Source organism: Hydrogenophaga sp., from assembly GCF_051858985.1.
Classification (GTDB): Bacteria; Pseudomonadota; Gammaproteobacteria; order Burkholderiales; family Burkholderiaceae_C; genus Hydrogenophaga.
In genome coordinates, this window is sequence record NZ_JBHYGM010000002.1 from 987,381 (window position 1) to 1,011,851 (window position 24,471).

Consider the following 24,471-nt stretch of genomic DNA (forward strand, 5'->3'; position numbering starts at 1 on the left):
ACCCCGCCTGGAGCCCGCCCATGAAAGCCGAACTCAATCAACGTCTCACCCAGGTGGGCCCTGGCACACCCGGAGGTGAACTGCTTCGACGCTACTGGCAGCCGGTGGCCCTGCTTGACGAATTCGATCCCACGCTGGACCCGCGCATGGCGGTGCGCCCGGTGAAACCGGTGCGCCTGCTGGGACAGAACCTCGTGCTGTTCCGCGATGCGCAAGGACAATTCGGTCTGCTCGACCGCGACTGCCCGCACCGGGGCGCCGATCTGGCCTTCGGCCGCAACGAAGGGGACGGCCTGCGCTGCCCCTTTCACGGCTGGAAGTTCGACACCTCGGGCCAGTGCATCGAAACGCCGGCAGAGCCAGCGGGCAGCACGCTGTGCACGCGCATTCGACAGCGCAGCTACCCGCTGCAGACGGCCAGCGGGGTGCTGTTCGCCTGGCTCGGGCCCGAAGGCCAGACACCGCCTCCGCTCCCGGCGCTGGACTGCTTTGCCGCGCCGGCTTCGCACACATTCGCCTTCAAGGGCCTGTGGCACTGCAACTGGCTGCAGTCGTTTGAGGTGGGCATCGACCCCGCACACGCGTCGTACCTGCACCGCTTCTTCAACGACGCGTCGCTGGAAGACAGCTATGGCAAGCAGTTCCGCGGCGCAAGCGCGGGCGACGTGGGCGGCGAGCGCTGGCCCATGACCCGCGTGATGCGCGAGTTCGGGCAGCCGCAGATTTCCTTCGAGGCCACACCTTACGGCTTGCAGCTCACTGCACTGCGCCCCATGACGGAGGAGCTCACGCACGTGCGGATCACCAACGCCGTGTTCCCGCAGACCTTCGTGATCCCGCTGTCCGAGACCATGACCATCACGCAGATGCACGTGCCGGTGGACGACACGCACAACTACTGGTACGCGTTCTTCACCAGTTTTGACGGCCCGGTGGACAAGGAGGCCATGCGCAACCAGCGCCTGCCCGCCGTCACCCTGCCCGACTACATCCCGAAGTCCGGCCGGCAGAACCATTGGGGCTTCAACCCCGAGGAACAACAGACCCGCACGTACCTGGGCATGGGCGAAGACGACATCAATGTGCACGACCAGTGGGCGTGCGAGAGCATGGGCGCCATCCAGGACCGCACGCGCGAACACCTGGGGACCACCGACCGCGTGATCATGGCCAACCGGCGAATGCTGCAACAGGCGATCGACACGGTGGAGCAAGGCGGCACGCCCCCCGGCATTGCCGACGCCGCGCTCCACAGTGCGATCAGTGGCCCGGACACGGTGGACGGCATAGCGCCCGCCAAAGACTGGCAGGCATGGTGGCAGGAAGGCGTGCGAGCCAAGCGTGAGAACGCGCCCTGGGTCGGGCGCGACGTGATGGCGGAATCGAAATGACGCACTTTGCCGAACGCTGCGGCATTCACCCCGCCGCGCGCGAGGAAGCGTGCCTGCGCACCGCACGAGTGATCGAGGCCAGTGGCATCGAGCTGGTGCGCTTCGGCTGGTGCGACACCCACGGCATGTTGCGCGGCAAGACGCTCACCGCCGCCGCCGCCGTGCGGGCGCTGCGTGATGGCGTGGGCATGGTGGGCACGCTCATGCTCAAGGACACGGCCGACCGCACGGCCTGGAAAGTGTTCGAACCTGGCGCCACCGACGGATTGCCGGGTTTTGCCGGCGCGGCCAATCTGATGTTGCTGCCGGAGCCGGAGAGCTACACCACCCTGCCTTGGCTGGAGCGCACCGGCTGGCTGCGCTGCCAGCCCTGGTTCGGCGATGGCACGCCGGTGCCGCTGGACACCCGGCGCGTGCTGCAGAACGCGCTGGCTCGACTGGCCCGGGCGGGCTACGGCCTGAAGACCGGACTGGAGGTCGAATTCCATATCTACCGGATCACCGACACCCGACCACAGCTCGACCCCGACATGGCCGCATGGCCCGGTTTGCCACCGACGGTGGAGATGATCCATCCCGGCTACAACTTGCAGGCGGAGGCCATGGCGGACCTGGCCGACGAGCCGCTGCGCATCGTGCAGCGCACGGCACAGGCACTGGGCCTGCCGCTGCAATCGCTGGAGATCGAACTGGGCCCGAGCCAGGTGGAAGCCGTGTTCGACGCCACCGACGCGCTCACGGCCGCCGACCAGATGGTGTTGTTCCGCAACGGGGTGCGCCAGGCCCTTCGCCGCGCGGGTTTCCACGCCACCTTCATGTGCCGACCGCCGTTCACGAACATCATGTCCAGCGGCTGGCACCTGCACCAGTCGCTGGTCGACCTGCACCAGGGTGGCAACGCCTTTGTGCGCGACGCGCCCGCGCCTGGCACCACCCCGTCGGACGCCACCCACACCCTCTCGAAGACCGGCGCCCACTGGCTCGCTGGCCTGCTGGCGCACGCCCGCGGCATGACAGTTTTGTGCACGCCCACCATCAATGGCTTTGCCCGCTTCCGGCCCAACGCGCTCGCGCCACAGGCAGTGCTCTGGGGCCAGGACAACCGGGGCGCCATGCTGCGCGTGGTGGGTGCGGCTGGCGACGGTGCCACCCGCATCGAGAACCGCGTGGGCGAGCCGGCGGCCAATCCCTACCTCTACATGGCCGCGCAGGTCCATGCCGGGCTCGACGGCATCGAGCGCGGCCTGACCCCGCCACCCGCATGCGAAGCGCCGTATGCGGACGGTGGCGAGAAGATCCCCACGTCGCTCGCAGACGGCCTGGCTGCACTTCAGGAAGATGCCGCGCTGCGCGACGGCCTCGGCGAAGATTTCGTCGGTTACTACAGCCGCATCAAGCAGAGCGAGATCGATCGCCACGCGCAGGCCGAGGACAAGACCGATTTCGAGCGCCGCGAATATTTCAGCCGAACCTGACCCACACACCCATGATCACGATCCGCTTCATCCACGCCGACCAGCGCGTGCAGGACATCCAGACCGAACCCGGCCAGAGCCTCATGAAGGCCGCCGTGGACGCCAACGTGGCCGGCATCGAAGCCGACTGCGGCGGCTCGCTCACGTGCGCCACCTGCCACGTCATCGTGGCGCCCGAATGGGCCAGCCGCCTGCCGCCCCCGGTAACCGATGAGGTCGACATGCTGGACTTCGCCGCGAGCCCGGTGGAAAAAGAGAGCCGGCTTTCGTGCCAGATTCGACTCCTGCCCGAGCTGGATGGCCTGGTGGTCCGGCTGCCCGCCACCCAACACTGAGTACACTGATTGAACCGCATCGTCTGCCCGACATTCCACACACCATGACCGAAACCACCTACGCCTTCGCCCCTCCCGCTGTCGTCAGCGTGCCCGTTCTGGGCCGCGCCGAGCGTTTCGCCGTGCACCGCATCTACTGCGTGGGCCGCAACTACGAAGAACACGCCAAAGAGATGGGCTTCACCGGCCGCGAGCCGCCTTTCTTCTTCCTCAAGCCGGCCGACGCGATCGTGGTGGCTGAACCGGGCCAGACTGCCACCATTCCATATCCCACCCAGACCTCCAACCTCCACCACGAGATCGAACTCGTGGTCGCCATCGGTGTGGGCGGGAAAGACATCAAGGCCGCCGACGCGGCCCGGCACATCTATGGCTACGCCGTGGGCCTGGACATGACGCGCCGTGACCTGCAGACCGACATGAAGAAGCAGGGTCGCCCTTGGTGCATCGGCAAGGCCTACGACCAGTCCGCCCCCATCGGGCCGATCACCCTCGCGGCGCAGGCGGGCGACGTCAACCATGCCGCCATCTGGGTGCAGGTGAATGGCACCGACCGCCAGCGCAGCAACGTGGCCAAGCTGATCTGGAACATTGCCGAAACCATCGAGCATCTGTCGGCCGCCTGGGAACTGAAGCCCGGCGACCTCATCTACACAGGCACGCCCGAAGGTGTGGCCGCGGTGGTGAGCGGCGACGCCATGACCGGCGGCGTGGACGGCCTGACACCCATCTCGGTCAAGGTCGCCTGACCCCCGGCACGGCCACACCGAGGGTTAGACCTCTCGGCATCCACGACGCCCCCGCGTATCCTTGCTCCACTTTTTTTCACAGCACCCAGGAGAACTCCACCATGATCCAACGCAGAACCCTGCTCCAGTCCGGCGCCGCCGTGGCCCTTGGCGCGCCGGCCTTCGCCAGCTTGGCGCAGCAAAGCGTCACGCTCAAGTTCCACACCTTCATGGCCCCGCAATCCAATGTGTGGCTCAACATGCACAAGGCCTGGATGGACAAGGTCGAGAAGGATTCCGGCGGGCGCATCAAGTTCGAAGGCTATCCCGCCATGCAGCTCGGCGGTTCGCCGGCCCAGCTGTACGACCAGGCCCGCGATGGCGTGGTCGATATCGTCTGGACGCTGCCGGGCAACACCCCGGGTCGCTTCCCGCGCATCGAAGCCTTCGAGCTGCCGTTCATGATGAACAACGCCGAAGCCACCTCCAAGGCCTACTGGGAGTACGTCCAGACGGTCGCCAAGGACGAGTTCAAGGACACCCACCCCATCGCCCTGCAGGTGCACGGCCCCGGCATGTTCCACATGCGCAGTAAACAGGTGAAGACCGCTGAAGACCTCCGCGGCTCCAAGGTCCGTGGCCCGACCCGCCAGATCACCAAGATGCTGGGCTACCTGGGCGCCACACCCGTGGGCATGCCACTGCCGCAGATTCCAGACGCGCTGTCCAAGGGCGTGATCGACGGCTGCGTGATCCCCTGGGAGGTGGTGCCTTCGGTGAAGGTGCACGAGCTCACCAAGTTCCACAGCGAATTCGACCCCGCCGGCGGCGCGCTCTACACCACCACCTTCGTGATGGCGATGAACCGCAACAAGTACGCCTCGCTGCCGGCTGACCTCAAGGCCGTCATCGACAAGAACTCCGGCCTGGAGACCTCGGGCTGGCTGGGCAAGGTGCAGCAGGCCGGCGATGGCCCGGGTCGCGAGCAGGCCGTCAAGCAAGGTAACACCATCTACACCATCCCCGCCGCCGAAGCGCAGGAATTCCGCCGCAAGGCACGCCTGGTGGAAGTGGAGTGGGTGCAGGACATGGACAAGCGTGGCTTCAACGGCAAGGAACTGCTGGACACGGCCAAGGCACTGATCGCCAAGCACGGGAAAAAGGCGTAAGGCCCTCTCCCTTGAAAAGCCGGGCCCTGAGCCCGGCTTTTTTCTGAGCCCGTAAACTGCCCCGATGCTCCGCACTCCCGCCAAACACTGCCGCAATTGCGGCACCGCTGTGCAACTCCGGCTGCCCGATGACGGCGACACGCGCGCGCGCGCCGTGTGTCCGGCCTGCCTGACCGTGCACTACGACAACCCGCTCAATGTGGTGGGCACCGTGCCGGTATGGGGCGAGGCCGGGGAGTACGTGCTGCTGTGCAAACGCAACATCGAGCCACGCCGTGGCAAGTGGACACTGCCAGCGGGCTTCATGGAGCTGGGCGAAACCACCGCCGAGGGGGCTGCGCGCGAAACCGACGAGGAAGCCGGCGCGCAGTTCGAGCTGGGCGACATCTTCACCCTCATGAACGTGGCCCGGGTGGGCCAGTTGCACATCTACTACCGTGCGCGCCTGCTCAGCGCAGAGTTCGATCCGGGTCACGAAACCATCGAGGCGCGCCTGTTCACCGAAGACCAGATCCCCTGGGACGAGATAGCCTTTCGGACCGTGAAGGAGACGCTGGAACATTACTTCGCTGACCGGCGCCGGGGCGCCTTCGGCTTCCACGCCTTCGACATCGCCTGAAGGCCGCGAGCAAGGCGCCCATGAGCCCTTCGCGCCACTGGCCCCTGGTGCTTCGGCTGGGCAGCGCGCAAACGCTGGCATGGGCTTCTTCCTACTACCTGCCTGCGTTGCTCGCCCGCCCCATGGCGCAGGCGTTGGGCATACCCGTCACGCAGGTATGGACGGCCTTCAGTGTGGCCTTGCTGCTCTCCGCAGCGCTCGGCCCGTTCACAGGACGCGCCATCGACCGTTGGGGCGGACGCCCGGTGCTGATGGGGACCAGCCTGCTGTTTGCAGCGGGCCTGGCCGGCCTGTCCCAGGCGCAGGGCTTCGCCAGCCTGCTGCTGGCGTGGATGCTGATCGGCGTGGCCATGGGTGGCGGCCTCTACGAGGCCGCGTTCGCAGCGCTGGTGCGCCTGCGCGGCACCCAGGCACGGGCGTCCATCACCGGCATCACGCTGCTGGCCGGTTTCGCCAGCACGGTGGGATGGCCGCTGAGCGGCTGGTGGGAGGCCGAGTGGGGCTGGCGCACCGCCTGCCTCCTGTGGGCAGGTCTGCATCTGTTGGTGGGCCTGCCGCTCAATGCAAGCATCCCGCGTGCCGCCGCACTGCCCACGCCGCAAGCCATCCGGCAGGATGGTGATCCCGCGTTTGACCACCCCTCGGAACCTGCGCCCCGTCACGCGGCCTGGGTCCTGGCCTACGTGTTCGCCGTCACATGGTTCGTGAGCACCGCCATGGCCACCCACCTGCCCCAACTGCTCGTGGCCAGCGGCGCCACGATGGCGGGCGCGGTGGCCATCGGCGCGCTGGTCGGCCCGGCCCAGGTGGCGGGCCGGCTGCTGGAGTTCGGGCTCCTTCGACGCCTTAATCCATTGCTGGCGGCGCGGGCCGCCGCATTGGGTCATCCCCTGGGCGTGGCCTGCTGGATGCTCTTCGGTCCGGTGGCAGGCCCGGTGTTTGCCGTGCTCCACGGAGCGGGCAACGGCATCCTCACCATCGCCAAGGGCACCCTGCCACTGGTGCTTTTCGGGCCCCGTGGCTACGGCCAGCGACAAGGCCTGATCACGGCACCCTCGCGCGTCGCCCAGGCGTTCGCTCCGCTGGTGTTCGGCGCCTGCATCGAGCGCTGGGGCGCAGGCGCCCTGTGGATTTCCAGTGCGCTGGGCCTGAGCGCGGTGGCGGCCTTGCTGTGGCTGCGCACCGGCGCCAGGCGCTGATCAGCCGGCGTCGGCCTGCAGGGGTGCGGGCCAGTTCAGCAGCTCCGCCAGGCGCGTGACCACCCAGGTGGCTTCAGCCTCGGTCACCACCGCCGGCTCCACCCGCAGCCCCAGCAGGCAGCGGGTGAGCACATCGCTTTCAGCGATGCCCAGGCTGAACTCCATCTGCCGCGCGGTCTCCGTCAGCATCTGCGCCATGTCCTCGCAAAGCTCGTAGCGCGCCGCCAGCTCGGCGCGCGGCAACGACGGCTTCTGCCGCCCGGGCGCGAGGTAGAGCTCCAGAAAGGAAGCTGGAATTTCGATCTGGGATTCGTCGGACATGCCGCACTGTATTGCACCGGCGCACCGCTTCGGGCACCATGCGGCGCTTCACCCCACACACAAGGCACACCCCATGGCCATCTGGATGGAACTCGGCATCTTCATCGTCGTGCTGGCCTTTGGTGTCTGGCAGTTGTGGGACGTGAAGAAGGCCAAGGCCGAGCGCCTGGCTCGTGAAAACGTGGCCCGGAACTCAGCCAGCGACACCCCCGACTGAAGATTTCAGGCCGTCGTCCGATATTGCCAAGAATGAGGCCAGACGGCGAACCACGCTCACACCTGCGCCAAACGAAATTGATCGCCATGAGAAAACAGGGAACCGTGGTGCGCTGGGACCGTGAACGTGCATTCGGCTTCATCCGAAGCCCGGACACGGCCGCCGACATCTTTTTCCACACCCGGGATTTCAGCGGACACAACCCGCCGGGCGAAGGCATGGAAGTGACGTTCGAGGAGATCCACGTCGGCGGCAAGGGGCCGCGGGCGCTGTCCGTGGAGCCGCTGCGCAATGCCCTGGCCTCCCCGCTGGATGCCACGCCCCTGCCCATCGCGGCGGAGGCGGAGATCCTGCCCAAGGCACGACCCGCACAGCGTTCCCGCACGCCGCGCGAAAAACGCCGCGAGGAACTGCCGTTGTGGATCGGCCTGGGGCTGATCGCAACCTGGCTGCTGCTGTGGTTGATCGGCATCGGGTTCGGCCGCTTCCCGTGGGTGATCATGACCGCGGTGATCATCGTCAACCTGGCCACGTTCTACATGTACTGGCGCGACAAGGATGCGGCCATCACCGAAAGCCCGCGCGTGCCCGAAGACTGGCTGCATGGACTGGACCTGGCGGGCGGATGGCCCGGCGGGTGGTTTGCCCAGCACATCCTGAGGCACAAGACCGCCAAGATGCGTTTTCAGATGATGTTCTGGGCCACCGTGGCACTGAACTTCGCCGCTCTGCTGGCGTGGATCTGCTGGCCCTTGTTCATGGGGCCGCCGGAAGCCTGAAAAGCCGCCTTCAGCGCGGTTTGCGTTTGCCGGCACCCACCGGCGAACCCGCTCGGGCCGCACCGGTCACGCGCGGCGGCAGACCGGTGTGCTGCGTGAGCAGGCGCCCTTTGGCGGGCGCCACAACCCCCTTGGCCACCGGCGTGCTGTTCTTGCGCCGCGCGCTCTGGTAGCCGCCGTCGGTCATGGGCTGGAAGGTGGGAATGAGGTGGTGCTTGCCATTGCCGATGAGGTCGGCACGTCCCAGGGTCTTGAGCGCCTCGCGCAGCAGGGGCCAGTTGTTCGGATCGTGGTAGCGCAGGAAGGCCTTGTGCAGGCGGCGGCGCTTGTCGCCCCGCACGATGTCCACGCGCTCGGCGCGTTCGTCGCGGTGAATGCCCTTGAGCGGGTTCAGGTTGGTGTGGTACATGGCCGTGGCGGTCGCCATGGGGCTGGGGTAGAAGGTCTGAACCTGGTCGGCGCGAAATCCGTTCTTCTTCAACCACACCGCCAGGTTCATCATGTCCTCGTCGCTGGTGCCTGGATGGGCGGCGATGAAGTAAGGAATGAGGTACTGCTTCTTGCCCGCCTCTTCGCTGAACTTCTCGAACAGCTGCTTGAACTTGTCGTAGCTGCCGATGCCGGGCTTCATCATCTTGGACAGCGGCCCGCCTTCGGTGTGCTCGGGCGCGATCTTCAGGTAGCCACCCACGTGGTGCTGCACCAGCTCCTTGACGTACTCGGGACTCTGGATCGCCAGGTCGTAGCGCAGGCCGGAGCCGATCAGCACCTTCTTGATGCCGCGCAGTTCGCGCGCGCGCTTGTAGATCTTGATGAGCGGGCCGTGGTCCGTGTGCAGGTTGGAGCAGATGCCGGGGTAGACACAGCTCGGCTTGCGGCAGGCGGCCTCGATCTCGGGCGTCTTGCAGCCCAGGCGGTACATGTTGGCCGTGGGGCCACCGAGATCGGACACCACGCCGGTGAAGCCCTCCACCTTGTCGCGGATGTCTTCCACTTCCTTGATGATGGATTCTTCCGAACGGCTCTGGATGATGCGACCTTCGTGCTCGGTGATCGAACAGAAAGTGCAGCCGCCGAAGCAGCCGCGCATGATGTTCACGCTGAAGCGGATCATTTCCCACGCGGGGATCTTCGTCGCGCCATCGTGCCTGCCGTGTTTGTCAGCGTATGTGGGATGCGGGCTGCGCGCGTAAGGCAGATCGAAGACGTGATCCATCTCCGCCGTGGTGAGCGGAATCGGCGGGGGGTTGATCCACACGTCGCGGGCGGTTGCGCCCTCTCCGTGAGCCTGCACCAATGCACGGGCATTGCCGGGATTGGCTTCGACGTGAAGCACGCGGTTCGCGTGGGCATAGAGCACCGCGTCGCTGCGAACCTGCTCGTAGCTGGGCAGGCGGATCACGGAGCGGTCGCGCGGCGGCGGCTTTCGTTTGCTCTGAAGGGCCGGGTTGGGCATGAACTTCAGCGGCTGGATCGCGGGGTTGGCCTCGACCGTGGGGCCATCCCCCTCTTCTTTGGAGCAACTCTGTCCCTGCGCCTGCGCCTGTTCGCTCGTGGTGAGGTAGGGGTTGATGTGACTCTCCACGCGCCCGGGCGCGTCCACCTCGCTGGAGTCGATCTCGATCCATCCTGCCGCCGTGGGATCGCCCGGCCGGCGCACGAAAGCCGTGCCGCGAACGTCCGTGATCTGCTCGATGGGCTCGCGCGCTGCAATGCGGTGCGCGACCTCGACCAGCGCGCGCTCGGCATTGCCGTACAGCAGAAGGTCGCACTTGCTGTCTACCACCACGCTGCGGCGAACCTTGTCACTCCAGTAGTCGTAATGGGCAATGCGGCGCAGGCTGCCTTCGATACCGCCCAGCACGATCGGCACGTCCTTGAAGGCTTCGCGGCAGCGCTGGCTGTAGACGATCGCGGCGCGATCGGGTCGCTTGCCGCCCACATCGCCAGGGGTGTAGGCGTCGTCGCTGCGGATCTTGCGGTCCGCCGTGTAGCGGTTGATCATGGAATCCATGTTCCCCGCCGTCACGCCCCAGAACAGGTTGGGCTTGCCCAGGGCCTTGAAGGCCTCCGCGCTGGTCCAGTCGGGCTGGGCAATGATGCCCACGCGAAATCCCTGCGCCTCCAGCACCCGCCCCACCACCGCCATGCCGAAGCTCGGGTGGTCCACATAGGCGTCGCCGGTCACCAGAACAATGTCGCAACTGTCCCAGCCCAGCTGCTCCATTTCGGCGCGGCTCATCGGCAGGAAGGGCGCCACGCCGAACCGCCTGGCCCAGTACGGCCGGTAGCTCGTGATCGGCTTGGCCGCACGAGCAAAAAAGGAGACGTCAAGGGGAGCGTTCATGGGGCTGGCACAGACCCGGAGCGCGGGTGGGTGGAAAACCCGCGATTTTACCGTTCCACCCCCGCTTCAGCACCCGGCAGGGGTACTGAGGCGCGGCCCGGCTTCATTTGGGCTTGAGCTGCCAGTCGGGCACGTTTTCCGGTGCCTTGCGCACCACGCGGCGCTGGTCGAGCTTCTGGGCCGCCAGCCGCGCCGTGAATTCAAGCTTCTTCAGGTCTTCCGGATCGGGCTTGTCCTGCGGGTGGAAGCTGAAGCAGCACAGGGTGCCGTACACGTCGCCGTTCTGCAGCACGATGGGCGTGCTGATGTGGGTTCCGATGGCAAAGGGCAGCTCCTTCAGCAGCGAAGCCGAAGCCGGCAGTGCCTTCGCATCGGCGATGAAGCGCGGCAGACGCCCGTCCACCACCCGCTGGCACCAGCTCAGCTCCAGAGGCGCTGAGTCCCCAGGCCGGACGACGGGCTCATCGCCTGCGGCCACCTGCCTCATCACACGCTGACCATCGGTGAACTCGGAGACGAACACCACGTCCATCTTCATGCGTTCGCGCAAAAGTTTCAGCACCTGCGAAACCGACTGGTCGACGAGTTCATCGGAACTGTCGGCGGTGGCCACCAGGAGTTCGGTCACCTGCACGGAGAGGTCTTCGGGCTTGTAGCCCAGGTCGTTCAATGGGTTCATGCCCGTTTTATAAGCGCATCGCACTCATCCATCGACCCCTTGGCGCTCGGAATGGGCGATCAGGCGGTCAAAAAATGTTTCAAGCTGTCGCAGCTCCGCTGCCGAGAGGCAACCGAAGATGTCGTGATTGCGTTGCGCAATGAGGCGCATCACACGCTTCCAGAGCAGCTTGCCGCTGCGCGTGGGCGTCAGCACCACGCCGCGCGCATCGGTCTCGCTCGCCGACTTTCGCACCAGTTCGCGCTCCACCAGCATCTGCGCCGCGCGGCTGGCCTGCGCCTTGTCGAGGTTGGCCCGGGTGGCGAGGTCGTTCACCGAGAGCGGCGCGAACTGCCCGATGGCCGCGAGGCACCGAGCTTCCCCCACACCGAGCCCGAGTTCGGCGTAGGCTTCGCTGCTGTGCCGGTCGGTAAGCTTGTTGAGCTTGTGCAGGCGATAGGTCAGGAAGCCCTGCAGCGACAGAGGCTCCGCGCTCATGCCTGTCCCGCGTCGCTCTGCGCCAGCGCGTTCTCGATCAGGGGCAGCACCTGGTCTGCGCGCTCGAACCGGCTCATGAGCGAAAGGCACAGCATGGAAAGGAACATGGGCGCACCGGCTTCTCCCACGCGGGTCAGTGCCTCGCACACGGCGCTGTAGCTCTGGTCAAGATCGGCATCGGTCATGCGGGCACCTCCAGTTCATTCAAGGCTGCGCACAGGGGCGCGGGGTCCAGGCCGTGCCAGCGACCCATCACATAGCCATCGGGTCGCACCAGCACCAGTGCGGGCTCTTCGGCATGCTGCAGGCCATACCGTTGCCAGGCCTGGCCCTGCACGTCCATCGATGTTGAAATGGGCAGCACCTCCAGATCGGGCCACGCCAGCAAGGGATCGCCACCCCAGGCCAGCGCCAGAAAGCGGTGGCCGAATCGGCTGCTGAGGTGGAAGGGGCCGTGCGGGCCCTGGAGCAGTGCCTCCGGCGCGGGGGCACCGGGTGCGGCCAGTTCGCTGGTCCAGTGGCCGGTCTGACCGGCGTTCAGCGGCGAGTCACGGTAAGTGATGGGCGAGGACTGTCGCGGATTGATGAGCGAACGGACCTGCACATCGCTCACCGCCAGGCGCAGGGTGGCCTCGCGCATGAGGCGGTAGGCGAAGTTGGGCGGTGCCATGAACTCGGTGCTCTTGGCACCGTAGGCAATGTTTTCCCGCGCAGCGTGCACGCGCTCGACGGAGTACGAGTCGAGCAGGCGCTCGGGCGAGCGGCCCCGGATCACACGGGCGAGCTTCCAGGCCAGGTTGCCCGCGTCGTCCAGCCCGGAGTTGAGACCACGAACGCCGAAGATGGGCACGAGGTGGGCCGCATCGCCCGCGAAACACACGCGGCCATGGCGGTAGTCCGGCAAGGTCAGGCACTTCGCGTTGTAGATCGAAATCCAGAGCGGCTCCCAGGGCTCGGTCTCACCGATCATGTCCAGGTGGCTCTGGACGCGCGGCAACACGTTCTCTGGTTTCACCGCTTCCAGTGGGTCCTCATCGTCCCGGATCTGGTAGTCGATGCGCCAGACGTCGTCGGGCTGGCGGTGCATGAGGATGGTGGACCCGGGGTTGGACGGCGGGTCGAACCAGGCCAGGCGTTCCACCGCTCTGCGCGTTTTCTGCACGATGTCGACGATCACATAGCGGCCTTCGTACTGCGTGCCTTCCAGTTGAAGGCCGAGCTGCTCGCGCACGGTGCTGCGCCCGCCATCGCACGCCACCAGCCAGTCGGCGCTGACCGTCTGCATGCCTGCAGGCGTCTGCACGTCCACCGCCACGCCCTCGTCGCGCGGCCGCACGGCGCTCACACGGCTCGCCCACGCCACCCGGGCCTGGGCGCCTGCGGCTTGCGCGGCCCGGTGGGCGAACTCCTCCAGGTAGAACTGCTGGATGTTCACCATCGGAGAAAAACGCTGGGTCGGTTCGCTGGGCATCTGGAAGTGCAACACCTCGGTGCTGCGCCAGTGGCTGCGACCACCCACCCAGCTCAAGCCCTTGTCCACCAGTGGCCGGTCGGCGCCCACCCAGCCCAGGATCTCCTGTGAACGGCGCGACATGCAGATGGCGCGACTGCCACTGCAATAGCCCTCGTCGGCCTCGATGACGAGGTTGGCGATTCCCTGGCTGGACAACAGCGCAGACAGGGTGAGGCCCACAGGCCCTCCCCCCGCGATGAGCACGGGAACGGATTCGGGGATGGAATTCTTCATGGCGGGCATTTCTGCATTTTTGTTGCGTGCGCAACTATAGTGGAGTCTCGCCACGCCATCCAAGGAGACTTCCATGCCCCACTTCACCACCCTTCGCATCGAGCAGGACGCCGATCACCCACGCGTCGCCCGACTGCTTCTCAACCGACCCGAGCGCCTGAACGCGATCAACGACGAGATGCCGCGCGAGATCCGCGCGGCGGTGGAATGGGCCAATGCCCAGCGCGAGGTGCACGTGATCGTGGTGGAGGGCGCCGGCAAGGGCTTCTGCGGTGGATACGACCTTTCCATGTTCGGCGAGGGCGAGATCGACCACCCCTGCCAGCAGGAGCGCCACCCCTGGGATCCGATGGACGACTACGCGTTCATGAAGCGCAACACCGAGGATTTCATGGCGTTGTGGCGCAGCGCGAAGCCGACCATTGCCAAGGTCCATGGCGCGGCGGTGGCGGGTGGCAGTGACATCGCCCTGTGTTGCGACCTGCTGGTGATGGCAGACGACGCGCGCATCGGCTACATGCCCACGCGCGTCTGGGGCTGCCCGACCACCGCCATGTGGACATACCGGCTGGGCGCCGCGCGCGCCAAGCAGATGATGTTCACCGGCAACGTGATCGACGGCCGCACCGCCGCCGCCTGGGGTCTGGCCAATGAAGCCGTGCCGGCAGCACAGCTGGACGACGCCGTGATGACACTGGCCAACCGCATTGCCGGCGTGCCGAGTTCGCACCTGGCCATGCACAAGCTGGTGGTGAACCAGGTGATGCTCACCATGGGCCTGGAGCAAGCGCAGACGATGGCCACGGTGTTCGACGGCATCACGCGCCACAACCCCGAAGGCCTCTGGTTCAGGCGCCACGCGCAGGAGGCCGGATTCAAGGACGCGGTGCAATGGCGCGACAGTGGACGGCCGATTCCCGAAGGCGATGAAGCGCGGGAACTGGTGCGGGAAATGGAAAAGCGCAAGAGGAACATTGCCCAGAAATGAAACCGCATGTACGGTTCATCTTGTTACCCCTCTTACCGGACCTGTCCGAATGTAAACGGCGCCCCGCATAGCATGGCCGCTTCACTTTTTGAAGGAGCTGGCAATGGCACTGCATTTTGGCAAGCGCGAAACCGAACAACCCAAGACCCTCAACACCGGCATGGCCACGCAGCGTTATGGCCAGCCTTCGTCTGGCGCGGCGAGCGCGCACGCACAGAACGCCGTGCAGTCCAGCGCGACGGCCACCACGGACGTCGACCTGCCCCTGTCGGCTCCGGAATCCACGAAGTCGCCCGAAGGCGGCAGCAAGCTCACCGTCGGCCCCAACATCAAGCTCAAGGGCGTGGAGATCACGGACTGCGACACGCTGGTGGTGGAAGGCCTGGTCGAAGCGACCATGGATTCGCGCGTGATCCAGATCGCCGAGCAGGGTGCATTCAAAGGATCTGTTGAGATCGACATTGCCGAGATTCGCGGCACCTTCGAAGGCAACCTGACGGTGCGCCAGAAGCTCGTGATCTACGCCACCGGCAAGGTCACCGGCAAGATCCGTTACGGCAAGGTGGTGATCGAGGAAGGTGGGCAGCTGTCCGGCGACATCGAGTGCTCCGTGGCATCGTCTGGCAAGGCGCAGGGCAACAAGCAGCAAGCCATGGCGCTGGCCGCCTGATCTTCACCCCGGGCACGTCCACGCGGCCCGCGGGCCGTGCCGCGTTGCCCGCCTCAGAGCGCGACGTTATGCTCTGGGGCATGTACGCCGAATTCTTCGGGTTGAAGCACGACCCGTTCTCCATCGCGCCCGACCCGCGCTACCTCTTCATGAGCGAGCGTCACCGGGAAGCGCTGGCGCATCTGCTGTACGGCATTCGCGGCGGTGGCGGATTCGTGCTGCTGAGCGGTGAGATCGGCGCCGGCAAGACCACCATCTGCCGATGCTTCCTGGAGCAGATCCCCGAGGGCTGCCGGGTGGCGTACATCTTCAATCCCAAGCTCACCGTGGGCGATCTGCTCAAGACGATCTGCCACGAATTCAATCTCGAGGTGAAGCACGAGGGCATCGGGCCGGCCACGATCAAGGATTACCTCGATCCGCTCAACGAGTATCTTCTCAAGAGCCATGCGCAAGGTGAGCGCAATGTGCTCATCATCGACGAGGCGCAGAACCTCACGCCGCATGTGCTGGAGCAACTTCGGCTGCTGACCAACCTGGAGACCAGCGAGCGCAAGCTGCTGCAGATCATCCTGATCGGCCAGCCCGAACTGCGCACGGTGCTGGCAAGGCCCGAACTCGAACAACTCGCGCAGCGCGTGATCGCCCGCTTTCACTTGGGCGCCCTCAACGAAGCCGAGACGCGTCAGTACATCCAGCACCGCATGCACGTGGCCGGTCTGCGCGGCCCGCTGCCTTTTTCCAGTCAGGCCATCCAGCGCATCCACGAGATTGCGCGCGGAGTGCCCCGCCGCATCAACCTCATCTGCGACCGCGCCCTGCTCGGCGCGTACGCGACCAACCAGCCGCGTGTGGACCGCGCGGTGGTGGACAAGGCCGCCCGCGAAGTTTTCGAGTCGACGGCTCCCGCACCGACAGCCCGGCGTCGCGCGGCGCGCGCCCAGGCTCGCACGGCCTCGCTCGGCATGCTCGGCGCCGGCCTGCTGGGTGGCGCGGTGCTCGCTGGCGCGGCGTTCTGGTTCTGGAACCACAGGCAGGCCCTTCCCACTGCGGCTGCTTCAAGTGAGAACATGGCCGCCGCCGAGACGACGCCAGCGGCCACCCCGGCCAGCCAGCCCGCTGCGGGTCAGGCGCCATCCGACCCATCCGCAAACACCGCATCGCCAGCGCCCGCGCTGCCCAGCGGCCCCCCGCCGGTGGCCGATCTGCTCACCAGTGAAGCCCTGGCGTTGCGTGAGCTGGGTCCCCTCTGGGGCCAGCCGTTGGACGGCGGCGATCCGTGTGCGGTCGCGCAAGGTGCCGAGTTGCAGTGCTACCGCACCGACCGCCTCACGCTCAGCGGCATGCGCCAGCTGGATCGACCGGGCATCGTGAACCTGCGCCTGCCCGGCGGATCGGGCCTCGCCCTCGTCACGGCGCTGCAGGGCGACAGCGTGACCCTGCAGGCCGGGGGGCAGCGCTGGCAGATGCCACTGACCGCGCTGGCCGATGTGTGGCGCGGTGACTTCACCACGCTGTGGCGCACGCCGCCGGGCCAGAAAGGTCGCCTGGTGGACGGGCGCACCGGCCCCGCCAGCGAATGGCTGGGCAGCCGCATCGCCGGCCTCCAGGCCATCGGCAAGGTTCCGCCCACGGCCAACAACCTCACCGCCCGCATCCAGGCCTTCCAGCGCGTCAACGGTATCGACCCCGCCGGGCTGGCCGGCCCCATCACGTTCATGCAGGTGAACCTGGCCAGTGGCGTCGATGAACCTCGCCTGTCCTCGCCCGGCTCCTGACTCCACCCGACCGCCATGTCCTACATCCTCGATGCCCTCCAGCGCGCCGATGCCGAACGCGAGCGCGGCCATGTGCCGGGCCTCAACAGCCAGCGGGTGCCTCCCGCCAGCCGCAAACCCGTGCAGCCGCGCCGACTGCGCACCTGGCATGTGGTGTTGGCGGTGGCCGTCGGTCTGGTCGTGGTGCTCGCGTTGTGGTGGTGGCAGCCTCCCTCCATCGAGGCCACGCCCGACGCGCCGGCGTCACCAGCACCTGTGGCCGAAGCACCGGCGCCCGTTCAGGCCGCCGCACCGCCGGAACCGGTGCTGCCGATCCTCGCCCCGCCCCGCCCTGAACCTGTGACTCCACCGCGATCGGCGGCGGCGAGCCCGAAAGACCCAGCTACTGCCGCCAGTGCGCCTGCTCCCGTGGCGGCGCCCGCAGCCGCGGCGCCAGCTCAACCAGAGTCCGCCGTGCGCAGCTTTGCAGACCTTCCTCCCGAGGCGCGTGCACAGTTGCCGGCGGTCAGCGTGAGCGGAGCCACCTATTCCAAGGACGCCGCCGTGCGCATGCTCATCGTCAACGGCAAGGTGGTGCAGGAAGGCCAGGAGATCGCGCCCGGCCTCAAGCTGGAGACCATCGGCCAGCGCAGCGCCGTGCTCAACCACCAGGGCCTGCGCTACTCCATCGGCTACTGACATGAACGTCGATCCCGTCGACCCGGTGCTTCAGGTGCGAGGCCTGAATTTCGGCTGGTCTGGTCGGCCCCTGTTCCACGACGTCTCGTTCGAGTTGCCGCCCGGCGTGAGCCTGGTGCGGGGCGACGACGGCAGTGGCAAGAGCACTCTGCTGGCTCTGCTGGCAGGCGCGCTGAACCCGGAGGCTGGCACGCTGGCCGTCCAGGGAATCGACTCGCTCGCCCAACACGATGCCTACCGCCATCGCGTGTTCTGGGTCGACCCCCAGACCGAGGCGCACGACGCGCTGGCCGCAGGCGGCTACCTGGAGAGCCTCAGCCGCCACTACCCGCGTTTCGACAACGACACCCTGCAGGAACTGCTGGACGGCTTCGGCCTGCGCCCGCACCTGGGCAAGCCCATGTACATGCTGTCCACCGGAAGCCGGCGCAAGGTCTGGCTCGCGGCGGCTTTTTCGGCAGGCACGCCGCTCACCCTGATCGACCAGCCGTTTGCGGCGCTGGACGCGCCCTCCACGCGATTCCTGCGCGAACTGCTCCAGGACGCCAGCACCCACCCCAGCCGCGCCTGGTTGCTGGCGGATCACGAAGCTCCGCAAGGCGTGGTACTGGCCAGAACCCTCGAAATCTGACGACTTTTCTGTAAGAAGTTGCGACCGGCCACGACCACTGCACAGGTGGTCGCGCCCTGCTCCACCGCAACAACCCACTCGAAAAGGTCGTCCACGATGAAACCCTTGCTTCTCGCTGCCGCCGCCTCCGCCGCCATGGGCAGTTCCTTCCTTGCCCCGCTCGCTCAGGCCCAGACTTCGCCCGCTGAAGCCCAGGTCAATGCCCTGGAGGCCTTGGCCGGCCCCCAGCCGGGTTCCCGGCGTTCCGGCGCCAAGGGCATCTGTGCCAGCGGCCATTTCGTGGGCAACGCGGCCGGACGCGAACTCTCCCGCGCAACCGTGTTCAAGGGCGAGAAAGTGCCCGTGGTGGCGCGCTTCTCGGTGGGCGGAGGCAGCCCCAAGGCGAGCGACAGGAGCAGATCGGTGCGCGGACTGGCGCTGCAGTTCCAGTTGCCGGGCGGCGAGCAATGGCAGATGGCCAACATTTCTGCGCCGGTGTTCTTCGTGAGCAAGCCCGAGCAGTTCGCGCCCTTCGTCCAGGCGCGCACGGCCGATCCCGCCACGGGCAAGCCCGACCCGGAAAAACTCAAGGCCTTCAATGCCGCCAACCCCGATACCTTGCGACAAGGCGCCTATCTCGCGCAGGCGCCGGTACCCGCCAGCTACGGGACGGTCAACTACTGGGGCGTCAACGCGTTCGAATTCGAGGCTGCGCCCGGCAAGAGCCGCTTTGTGCGCTGGCAGTTCGTGCCGGAGGCTGGTGCGCTTGGCCTCACCGAAGAACAGCTCAAGAGCATGGGCGACGAATTCCTGGCCGGTGAACTGCGCGAGCGCGTCGCGAAGGCACCAGTGAGTTTCGACTTCCGCCTGCAACTCGCGGAAGCGGGCGACAACCTGCTCGACCCCACCCTGACCTGGCCCGATGCACGCCAGGTGGTCTCCGCCGGCAAGCTGGTGATCGACAAGGTGGCCGACGGAATGGGCGGTGCCTGCGATGCCATGACCTTCAACCCGGTGGTCCTGCCAGCGGGCATCAAGCCATCCGCAGACCCGGTGCTCAACGCGCGTGCCGCGCCCTATGCGCTGTCGCTGGGACGCCGGCTTTCCGAAGCGGCGAAGAAATGAAGTGAGCGCGCCACCCAGAGCGCGCGCTCAGTCACCGACGAACACCAGGCGGTTGCCGAACGGATCGGCCACCGCCATCTCACGCGTCCCCCAGGGCATCTGCTCGATGCCCGGTCGGGCATGCTTGTAGCGAGCGGCCGTGAGACGCCCATGCAGCGCATCGAGTTCGTCGGTGTGGATGCGCACGGCGCTGCCCGGCGTGGCGTCGCCGTGGTGTTCCGACAGGTGCAGCGTGCACTCGCCCATGGAGACCTGCATGTACAGAGGCAGGTCGGGCGCGAAGCGGTGCTCCCAGTCGATCTTGAAGCCGAGGAAGTCGACGTAGAAATCTCGCGCGCGGGCTTCGTCGAAGCTGCGCAGGATGGGGATGATCTTTCCGAACCCCATGGTGCTCACCTGGCACCCAGGCCCATGCCCCGTGAGATCACCTCTTTCATGATCTCGTTGGTGCCGCCGTAGATGCGCTGCACGCGCGCGTCGGCATAGGCCCGCGTGATGGGGTATTCCCACATGTAGCCGTAGCCACCGTGGAGTTGCAGGCATTCGTCCATCACCTTGCACTGCAGGTCCGAGCACCAGTACTTGGCCATGCTGGCGGTGGCGGTGTCGAGTTTCTCGTCGCCGATCAGTTCGCAGCATTTGTCGACGAAGACGCGCGCCACCTGCACCTCGGTCTGCAGTTCGGCCAGCGTGTAACGCGTGTTCTGGTACGCCGCCACAGCCTGCCCGAACACCTTTCGGTCCTTCGTGTATTGCACCGTCCAGTCGATCGCCGCCTGCGCCGCCGCCACCGCGCCGATCGCGATCTGCAAACGTTCCCAGGGCAATTGCTCCATGAGACAGATGAAGCCGCGCCCCTCCATGGCCGCGCCGCCCAGCAGGTTCTCTGCCGGCACCTTCACGTTGTCGAAGAAGAGTTCGGAGGTGTCCTGGGCCTTCATGCCCAGTTTCTTCAGTCGCTTGCCTTTCTCGAACCCTGGCATGCCGCGCTCCACCAGCAGCAGGCTGGTGCCCTTGGCGCCGGCGGCGGGATCGGTCTTGGCCACCACGATCACCAGGTCCGCGTGCCAGCCGTTGGTGATGAAGGTCTTGCTGCCGTTGAGCAGGTAGCTGCCGTCGGCCTGGCGAATGGCGGTGGACTTCACGCCCTGCAGGTCGCTGCCGGCAGCAGGCTCGCTCATGGCAATGGCGCCCACCATCTCGCCGGTGGCCAGCAGGGGCAGGTACTTCTTCTTTTGTGCTTCAGTGCCGTAGTGAAGGATGTAGGGCGCCACGATCTCGCTGTGCAGGCCAAAGCCGATGCCGGTGAAGCCGGTGCGCGCAATCTCTTCCATCTGCACCACCGAATACAACTTGTCCGCACCGGATCCGCCGTAGGTCTCCGGCAGCGTCATGCAGAGGAATCCGTTCTCGCCCGCCTTGTCCCACACGGCCCGGTCCACATAGCCCTGCTCCTCCCAGGCCTCGTGATGGGGTGCGATTTCCTTCTCCACGAATTTGCGGAAGCTGTCGCGGAAGGCTTCGTGGTCGGCGTTGAAAAGCGTGCGTTCGATCATGGCGGTGTCACCTATCAGACTGGGTGCAGGGAATTACAGAAAGCAGATGCTTGGCAAAAGTCTATACTGGTTCGCGGCATCCGCATTCCCCGAGGAGACACCATGAACGAAGCCTTCGTTTTCGATGCCGTGCGCACGCCGCGCGGCAAGGGCAAGAAAGACGGCAGCCTGCATGAGGTGAAGCCGGTCGACCTGCTGGCCGGCGTGCTGACCCGACTGCAGCAACGCAACGGATTCGACACCGGCGCCGTGGACGATGTCGTCATGGGCGTGGTCTCCCCCATTGGCGAACAGGGCTCGGTGATCGCCAAGGTGGCCGCGCTCAAGGCCGGCTGGGACTGGCGCTGCTCCGGCGTGCAGCTCAACCGTTTCTGCGCGTCCGGCCTGGAAGCTGTGAACCTGGCTGCCATGAAGGTGAAGAGCGGCTGGGAAGACCTGGTGGTTGCTGGGGGCGTGGAGAGCATGAGCCGCGTGCCCATCGGCTCGGATGGCGGCGCCTGGGCACAGGACCCGCAGACCAACAGCGACACCCTGTTTGTGCCACAAGGCATCGGCGCAGACCTGATCGCCACGCTGGAGGGTTTCAGCCGCGAGGACGTGGACGCCTTCGCCCTCGAATCGCAGAAGCGCGCCGCGGCTGCGCGCGCTGCGGGCCACTTCAAAGGCTCAGTCGTGCCGGTCACCGACTTCCTCGGCCAGACCATCCTGGAAGAGGACGAGTTCATCAAGCCCCACACAACGCTGGAAGGCCTGGCCTCGCTCAAGCCGGCGTTCGATCAGCTCGGCGGCATGGGATTCGATGCCGTGGCCATGCAGCGCTACCCACAGGTGGAGCGCATCCACCATGTGCACCACGCGGGCAACTCCTCCGGCATCGTGGACGGCGCCACCGCCATGCTCATCGGCAGCGAGGCCGCTGGCCAGACGCACAACCTCACGCCGCGTGCGCGCATCGTCTCTGTCGCTCTGTCAGGCGCCGATCCGACCATCATGCTCACCGGACCCATGCCGGCTGCGCGCAAGGCACTCGCCAAGGCGGGCCTCACCATCGACCAGATCGACCTGTTCGAAGTCAACGAGGCCTTTGCGGCGGTGCCCATGAAGTTCATGAAAGAGCTCGGTGTGCCCCACGAAAAAGTGAACGTGAATGGCGGGGCCATTGCGCTCGGCCATCCGCTGGGTGCCACCGGCGCGATGATCCTGGGCACTCTGGTGGACGAGTTGCACCGCCGCCAGTTGCGCTACGGCCTGGCCACCCTGTGCGTCGGCGGCGGCATGGGCATTGCAACGATTGTCGAAAGGGTCTGACGACCCACCCCCGCGCCGCGCCATCGGCGCGTCACCCCCTGAAAGGGGGCAACACCAGCGGCCCGGCAAAGCCGGTTCCGCGGTGTTTCTGGACAGGAATACTTGAAAGCGCAACGATGAAAACCATCCGCTACGAACTCGCCGACGGCATCGCCACCCTCACGTTCGACGAGCCGGGCTCGCCGGTCAACACCATGTGCGCGGACTGGCAGCAGGACCTGACCGAAGCCACCGCGCAGGTGATGCGCGACGCCGCCGACATCAAGGGCATCATCCTGGCGTCGGCCAAGTCCACCTTCTTTGCCGGCGCCGACCTCAAGGGCACGATGCGCCTGAAGTCGAGTGATGCGCCGCGCGTGTTCACCGAAGTCGAGCAGACCAAGAAGAACTTCCGCACGCTGGAGACCCTGGGCGTGCCGGTGGTGAGCTGCATCAACGGCGCCGCGCTGGGTGGCGGCTGGGAAGTGGCGCTGGTGGGGCACTACCGCGTGTCGGTGGACAACCCGAAGATCCAGCTCGGCCTGCCCGAGATCACGCTCGGCCTCATTCCAGGCGCCACCGGCATCACCAAGATGACGCGGTTGCTCGGCATCCTGGGTGCGCAGCCCTACATCCTGGAGAGCAAGCTGTTCAATCCGCGCGAGGCCCTGGACCTGGGACTGGTGCACGAGCTCGTCTCTGCCGAGGGCGATGTGCCCGCCGCGCTGCGCCACGCCGCGCTGGCGTGGATCGCGGCCAACCCGCGACCGCGGCACCCCTGGGACGCCAAGGACTACAAGATGCCGGGCGGTACCCCGTCCCATCCGAAGATCGCCGGCATGCTGGCCGTGGCGCCTGCCATGCTCAAGCAGAAGACGCGCGGCCTGTACCCCGCGCCGGAAGCCGCGCTGGCGGCCATGGTAGAGGGCGCCCTGGTGGACTACGACACCGCGTTGCGCATCGAGAGCCGTTATCTGGCGCGCCTCATCGTGAGTCCGGTGGCGAAGAACATGATCAACACGTTCTTCTTCAACATGAACGCGATCCGCAGCGGGCATTCGCGCCCCAAGGGCATCCAGCGCTACATTCCCCGCCGCGTCGGCATCCTGGGGGCGGGCATGATGGGTGCGGGCATTGCCTATGTCCAGGCGAGCCGGGGCATTGCCACGGTGCTCGAAGACGTGAGCCTGGAGAACGCCCAGCGCGGCAAGGCCTACAGCCTCAAGGTCACCGATCCGCGCGTGGAAAAAGGGCAGATGAGCCCCTTCGACCAGAAGGCGCTGCTGGACCGCATCACGGCCACCGAGTTTCCCGTCGATCTCAAGGGCTGCGACCTCATCATCGAGGCCGTCTTCGAGAACCGTGAGCTCAAGGCTGCGGTCACGCGCGAAGCCGAACCCATGCTGGCCGCGGGCGGATTTTTCGCCAGCAACACGTCCACACTGCCGATCTCGGGTCTGGCCAAGGCGAGCAACAAGCCGCAGCGCTTCGTGGGCATCCATTTCTTCAGTCCTGTCGACAAGATGAAGCTCGTGGAGATCATCCGCGGCAAACAGACCGACGACGAAACCGTGGCGCGCGCCTACGACTACGTGCAGGCCCTGGGCAAGCTGCCGATCGTGGTGAACGACTCGCGCGGGTTCTACACCAGCCGCACCTTCGGCACCTTCGTCATGGAGGGCGCGGCCATGCTGGGCGAAGGCATCCCGGCCCCGGTGATCGAGAACGCCGCCATGCAGGTCGGCATGCCCGTGGGGCCGCTGGCCGTGCTCGACGAGACGGCCCTCTCGCTCTCGGTGCATGTGCTGGACCAGACGCGCTCCGACTTTGCACGTGAAGGCCAGACCTACGAGGCCTCGCCCGGCGAGCGGCTCGTGGAACGCATGGTCAAGGAGTTCAAGCGCCCGGGCCGCGCGGGCGGCGGCGGTTTCTACGACTATCCCAGCGGTCAGAAAAAGCACCTGTGGCCCGAACTCAAGTCGCGCTTCGAGAAACCGACGCTGGTCTGGAACCTCCAGGACATCAAGGACCGGCTCCTCTACCGCCAATCGGTGGAGACCGCGCGCTGCCTGGCAGAAGGTGTGCTCACCAGCGTGCACGACGCCAACATCGGATCGCTCTTCGGCATCGGTTTCCCCGCGTGGACGGGCGGTGCCATGCAGTTCATCTACGGCACCGGCATCGAGGCGTTCGAACAGCGCTGCGCCAGTCTGGCCGCCACGTATGGCAAGGGTTTCGAGCTCACCCAGGCCGACAAGGACGCCATCCGCATGCACCAGCCCGCGTATTGAGAAGC

25 protein-coding genes are annotated in these 24,471 nt (G+C 66.5%); 17 read left to right on the top strand and 8 right to left on the bottom strand.

What is annotated here, in order from left to right; all coding sequences use genetic code 11:
* The first annotated feature begins 20 nt into the window (after positions 1-20).
* The 7 genes from ACTIEY_RS11045 (at position 21) to ACTIEY_RS11075 (ending at position 6,916) form a co-directional block, all read left to right on the top strand.
* Positions 21-1,391: a Rieske 2Fe-2S domain-containing protein gene (locus ACTIEY_RS11045; protein WP_439519151.1), complete on the top strand. Its 1,371-nt coding sequence runs from the start codon at positions 21-23 to the stop codon at positions 1,389-1,391.
* Complete coding sequence (locus tag ACTIEY_RS11050; RefSeq protein WP_439519152.1) at positions 1,388-2,866, top strand: glutamine synthetase family protein; 1,479 nt, start codon at positions 1,388-1,390, stop codon at positions 2,864-2,866. Before ACTIEY_RS11045 ends, ACTIEY_RS11050 begins: the two co-directional genes overlap by 4 nt.
* Positions 2,867-2,877: 11 nt before the next feature.
* Positions 2,878-3,201, top strand: coding sequence for a 2Fe-2S iron-sulfur cluster-binding protein (locus ACTIEY_RS11055; RefSeq protein WP_439519153.1), 324 nt, complete (start codon positions 2,878-2,880; stop codon positions 3,199-3,201).
* A gap of 44 nt (positions 3,202-3,245) precedes the next feature.
* A complete protein-coding gene (locus ACTIEY_RS11060) occupies positions 3,246-3,950 on the top strand; it encodes a fumarylacetoacetate hydrolase family protein (RefSeq protein WP_439519154.1) in 705 nt (234 codons plus the stop codon).
* A 101-nt stretch (positions 3,951-4,051) separates the two neighbouring features.
* The gene (locus tag ACTIEY_RS11065) at positions 4,052-5,098 is read left to right on the top strand and encodes a TRAP transporter substrate-binding protein (RefSeq protein WP_439519155.1); all 1,047 of its coding nucleotides are present in this window, start codon (positions 4,052-4,054) and stop codon (positions 5,096-5,098) included.
* Positions 5,099-5,162: 64 nt separating this feature from the next.
* Positions 5,163-5,717, top strand: coding sequence for an NUDIX hydrolase (locus ACTIEY_RS11070; protein ID WP_439519156.1), 555 nt, complete (start codon positions 5,163-5,165; stop codon positions 5,715-5,717).
* A 20-nt stretch (positions 5,718-5,737) separates the two neighbouring features.
* The gene (locus ACTIEY_RS11075; protein ID WP_439519157.1) at positions 5,738-6,916 is read left to right on the top strand and encodes an MFS transporter; all 1,179 of its coding nucleotides are present in this window, start codon (positions 5,738-5,740) and stop codon (positions 6,914-6,916) included.
* Here the strand turns inward: ACTIEY_RS11075 and ACTIEY_RS11080 are convergent, their stop codons facing one another.
* Complete coding sequence (locus ACTIEY_RS11080; RefSeq protein WP_439519158.1) at positions 6,917-7,237, bottom strand: ATPase with chaperone activity; 321 nt, start codon at positions 7,235-7,237, stop codon at positions 6,917-6,919. It abuts the gene before it with no gap.
* Between the two features lie 73 nt (positions 7,238-7,310).
* On the opposite strand from ACTIEY_RS11080, the gene ACTIEY_RS11085 reads away from it, so the two are divergent.
* Together ACTIEY_RS11085 and ACTIEY_RS11090 are read left to right on the top strand one after the other, a co-directional pair.
* Positions 7,311-7,454 (top strand): hypothetical protein, encoded by a 144-nt coding sequence (locus ACTIEY_RS11085; RefSeq protein WP_439519159.1) that lies wholly within the window; start codon positions 7,311-7,313, stop codon positions 7,452-7,454.
* A gap of 86 nt (positions 7,455-7,540) precedes the next feature.
* Positions 7,541-8,233 carry a DUF1294 domain-containing protein gene (locus tag ACTIEY_RS11090; protein WP_439519160.1) on the top strand — a complete coding sequence of 231 codons (693 nt, stop codon included), beginning with the start codon at positions 7,541-7,543 and terminating at the stop codon, positions 8,231-8,233.
* Positions 8,234-8,243: 10 nt separating this feature from the next.
* Here the strand turns inward: ACTIEY_RS11090 and ACTIEY_RS11095 are convergent, their stop codons facing one another.
* From ACTIEY_RS11095 to ACTIEY_RS11115, 5 genes are all read right to left on the bottom strand, one after another.
* Positions 8,244-10,580: a YgiQ family radical SAM protein gene (locus ACTIEY_RS11095; RefSeq protein WP_439519161.1), complete on the bottom strand. Its 2,337-nt coding sequence runs from the start codon at positions 10,578-10,580 to the stop codon at positions 8,244-8,246.
* 103 nt (positions 10,581-10,683) lie between these two features.
* Positions 10,684-11,259: a GAF domain-containing protein gene (locus tag ACTIEY_RS11100; RefSeq protein ID WP_439519162.1), complete on the bottom strand. Its 576-nt coding sequence runs from the start codon at positions 11,257-11,259 to the stop codon at positions 10,684-10,686.
* Positions 11,260-11,283: 24 nt separating this feature from the next.
* Positions 11,284-11,736: a MarR family winged helix-turn-helix transcriptional regulator gene (locus ACTIEY_RS11105; RefSeq protein ID WP_439519163.1), complete on the bottom strand. Its 453-nt coding sequence runs from the start codon at positions 11,734-11,736 to the stop codon at positions 11,284-11,286.
* Complete coding sequence (locus ACTIEY_RS11110) at positions 11,733-11,921, bottom strand: hypothetical protein (RefSeq protein WP_439519164.1); 189 nt, start codon at positions 11,919-11,921, stop codon at positions 11,733-11,735. The genes ACTIEY_RS11105 and ACTIEY_RS11110 overlap by 4 nt, the downstream gene beginning before the upstream one ends.
* Complete coding sequence (locus ACTIEY_RS11115) at positions 11,918-13,483, bottom strand: FAD-dependent monooxygenase (RefSeq protein WP_439519165.1); 1,566 nt, start codon at positions 13,481-13,483, stop codon at positions 11,918-11,920. Before ACTIEY_RS11115 ends, ACTIEY_RS11110 begins: the two co-directional genes overlap by 4 nt.
* A gap of 73 nt (positions 13,484-13,556) precedes the next feature.
* Between ACTIEY_RS11115 and ACTIEY_RS11120 the strand changes: the two genes are divergently transcribed.
* The 6 genes from ACTIEY_RS11120 (at position 13,557) to ACTIEY_RS11145 (ending at position 19,332) form a co-directional block, all read left to right on the top strand.
* On the top strand, positions 13,557-14,471 hold the full coding sequence (locus ACTIEY_RS11120; RefSeq protein WP_439519166.1) for a crotonase/enoyl-CoA hydratase family protein: 915 nt from the start codon (positions 13,557-13,559) through the stop codon (positions 14,469-14,471).
* 103 nt (positions 14,472-14,574) lie between these two features.
* Positions 14,575-15,141, top strand: coding sequence for a bactofilin family protein (locus tag ACTIEY_RS11125; RefSeq protein ID WP_439519167.1), 567 nt, complete (start codon positions 14,575-14,577; stop codon positions 15,139-15,141).
* 80 nt (positions 15,142-15,221) lie between these two features.
* Positions 15,222-16,919, top strand: coding sequence for an ExeA family protein (locus ACTIEY_RS11130; protein WP_439519168.1), 1,698 nt, complete (start codon positions 15,222-15,224; stop codon positions 16,917-16,919).
* Between the two features lie 15 nt (positions 16,920-16,934).
* Positions 16,935-17,597, top strand: coding sequence for a general secretion pathway protein GspB (locus ACTIEY_RS11135; protein ID WP_439519169.1), 663 nt, complete (start codon positions 16,935-16,937; stop codon positions 17,595-17,597).
* Position 17,598: 1 nt separating this feature from the next.
* A complete protein-coding gene (locus ACTIEY_RS11140; RefSeq protein ID WP_439519170.1) occupies positions 17,599-18,228 on the top strand; it encodes an ABC transporter ATP-binding protein in 630 nt (209 codons plus the stop codon).
* A gap of 96 nt (positions 18,229-18,324) precedes the next feature.
* Complete coding sequence (locus tag ACTIEY_RS11145) at positions 18,325-19,332, top strand: catalase family peroxidase (RefSeq protein WP_439519171.1); 1,008 nt, start codon at positions 18,325-18,327, stop codon at positions 19,330-19,332.
* Positions 19,333-19,359: 27 nt separating this feature from the next.
* Here the strand turns inward: ACTIEY_RS11145 and ACTIEY_RS11150 are convergent, their stop codons facing one another.
* Together ACTIEY_RS11150 and ACTIEY_RS11155 are read right to left on the bottom strand one after the other, a co-directional pair.
* Positions 19,360-19,719, bottom strand: coding sequence for a glyoxalase superfamily protein (locus ACTIEY_RS11150; protein ID WP_439519172.1), 360 nt, complete (start codon positions 19,717-19,719; stop codon positions 19,360-19,362).
* 5 nt (positions 19,720-19,724) lie between these two features.
* Positions 19,725-20,888 (bottom strand): acyl-CoA dehydrogenase family protein, encoded by a 1,164-nt coding sequence (locus ACTIEY_RS11155; protein ID WP_439519173.1) that lies wholly within the window; start codon positions 20,886-20,888, stop codon positions 19,725-19,727.
* A 102-nt stretch (positions 20,889-20,990) separates the two neighbouring features.
* Here ACTIEY_RS11155 and ACTIEY_RS11160 point away from each other — a divergent pair, with 102 nt between their 5' ends.
* A complete protein-coding gene (locus tag ACTIEY_RS11160) occupies positions 20,991-22,196 on the top strand; it encodes an acetyl-CoA C-acetyltransferase (protein WP_439519174.1) in 1,206 nt (401 codons plus the stop codon).
* A 116-nt stretch (positions 22,197-22,312) separates the two neighbouring features.
* A complete protein-coding gene (locus ACTIEY_RS11165; protein WP_439519175.1) occupies positions 22,313-24,466 on the top strand; it encodes a 3-hydroxyacyl-CoA dehydrogenase NAD-binding domain-containing protein in 2,154 nt (717 codons plus the stop codon).
* Positions 24,467-24,471: the final 5 nt, after the last annotated feature.

Coding starts and splice junctions, on each gene's coding strand:
- ACTIEY_RS11045 (WP_439519151.1), top strand. CDS start 21: ATGAAAGCCGAACTCAATCAACGTCTCACCCAGGTGGGCCCTGGCACA.
- ACTIEY_RS11050 (WP_439519152.1), top strand. CDS start 1,388: ATGACGCACTTTGCCGAACGCTGCGGCATTCACCCCGCCGCGCGCGAG.
- ACTIEY_RS11055 (WP_439519153.1), top strand. CDS start 2,878: ATGATCACGATCCGCTTCATCCACGCCGACCAGCGCGTGCAGGACATC.
- ACTIEY_RS11060 (WP_439519154.1), top strand. CDS start 3,246: ATGACCGAAACCACCTACGCCTTCGCCCCTCCCGCTGTCGTCAGCGTG.
- ACTIEY_RS11065 (WP_439519155.1), top strand. CDS start 4,052: ATGATCCAACGCAGAACCCTGCTCCAGTCCGGCGCCGCCGTGGCCCTT.
- ACTIEY_RS11070 (WP_439519156.1), top strand. CDS start 5,163: ATGCTCCGCACTCCCGCCAAACACTGCCGCAATTGCGGCACCGCTGTG.
- ACTIEY_RS11075 (WP_439519157.1), top strand. CDS start 5,738: ATGAGCCCTTCGCGCCACTGGCCCCTGGTGCTTCGGCTGGGCAGCGCG.
- ACTIEY_RS11080 (WP_439519158.1), bottom strand. CDS start 7,237: ATGTCCGACGAATCCCAGATCGAAATTCCAGCTTCCTTTCTGGAGCTC.
- ACTIEY_RS11085 (WP_439519159.1), top strand. CDS start 7,311: ATGGCCATCTGGATGGAACTCGGCATCTTCATCGTCGTGCTGGCCTTT.
- ACTIEY_RS11090 (WP_439519160.1), top strand. CDS start 7,541: ATGAGAAAACAGGGAACCGTGGTGCGCTGGGACCGTGAACGTGCATTC.
- ACTIEY_RS11095 (WP_439519161.1), bottom strand. CDS start 10,580: ATGAACGCTCCCCTTGACGTCTCCTTTTTTGCTCGTGCGGCCAAGCCG.
- ACTIEY_RS11100 (WP_439519162.1), bottom strand. CDS start 11,259: ATGAACCCATTGAACGACCTGGGCTACAAGCCCGAAGACCTCTCCGTG.
- ACTIEY_RS11105 (WP_439519163.1), bottom strand. CDS start 11,736: ATGAGCGCGGAGCCTCTGTCGCTGCAGGGCTTCCTGACCTATCGCCTG.
- ACTIEY_RS11110 (WP_439519164.1), bottom strand. CDS start 11,921: ATGACCGATGCCGATCTTGACCAGAGCTACAGCGCCGTGTGCGAGGCA.
- ACTIEY_RS11115 (WP_439519165.1), bottom strand. CDS start 13,483: ATGAAGAATTCCATCCCCGAATCCGTTCCCGTGCTCATCGCGGGGGGA.
- ACTIEY_RS11120 (WP_439519166.1), top strand. CDS start 13,557: ATGCCCCACTTCACCACCCTTCGCATCGAGCAGGACGCCGATCACCCA.
- ACTIEY_RS11125 (WP_439519167.1), top strand. CDS start 14,575: ATGGCACTGCATTTTGGCAAGCGCGAAACCGAACAACCCAAGACCCTC.
- ACTIEY_RS11130 (WP_439519168.1), top strand. CDS start 15,222: ATGTACGCCGAATTCTTCGGGTTGAAGCACGACCCGTTCTCCATCGCG.
- ACTIEY_RS11135 (WP_439519169.1), top strand. CDS start 16,935: ATGTCCTACATCCTCGATGCCCTCCAGCGCGCCGATGCCGAACGCGAG.
- ACTIEY_RS11140 (WP_439519170.1), top strand. CDS start 17,599: ATGAACGTCGATCCCGTCGACCCGGTGCTTCAGGTGCGAGGCCTGAAT.
- ACTIEY_RS11145 (WP_439519171.1), top strand. CDS start 18,325: ATGAAACCCTTGCTTCTCGCTGCCGCCGCCTCCGCCGCCATGGGCAGT.
- ACTIEY_RS11150 (WP_439519172.1), bottom strand. CDS start 19,719: ATGGGGTTCGGAAAGATCATCCCCATCCTGCGCAGCTTCGACGAAGCC.
- ACTIEY_RS11155 (WP_439519173.1), bottom strand. CDS start 20,888: ATGATCGAACGCACGCTTTTCAACGCCGACCACGAAGCCTTCCGCGAC.
- ACTIEY_RS11160 (WP_439519174.1), top strand. CDS start 20,991: ATGAACGAAGCCTTCGTTTTCGATGCCGTGCGCACGCCGCGCGGCAAG.
- ACTIEY_RS11165 (WP_439519175.1), top strand. CDS start 22,313: ATGAAAACCATCCGCTACGAACTCGCCGACGGCATCGCCACCCTCACG.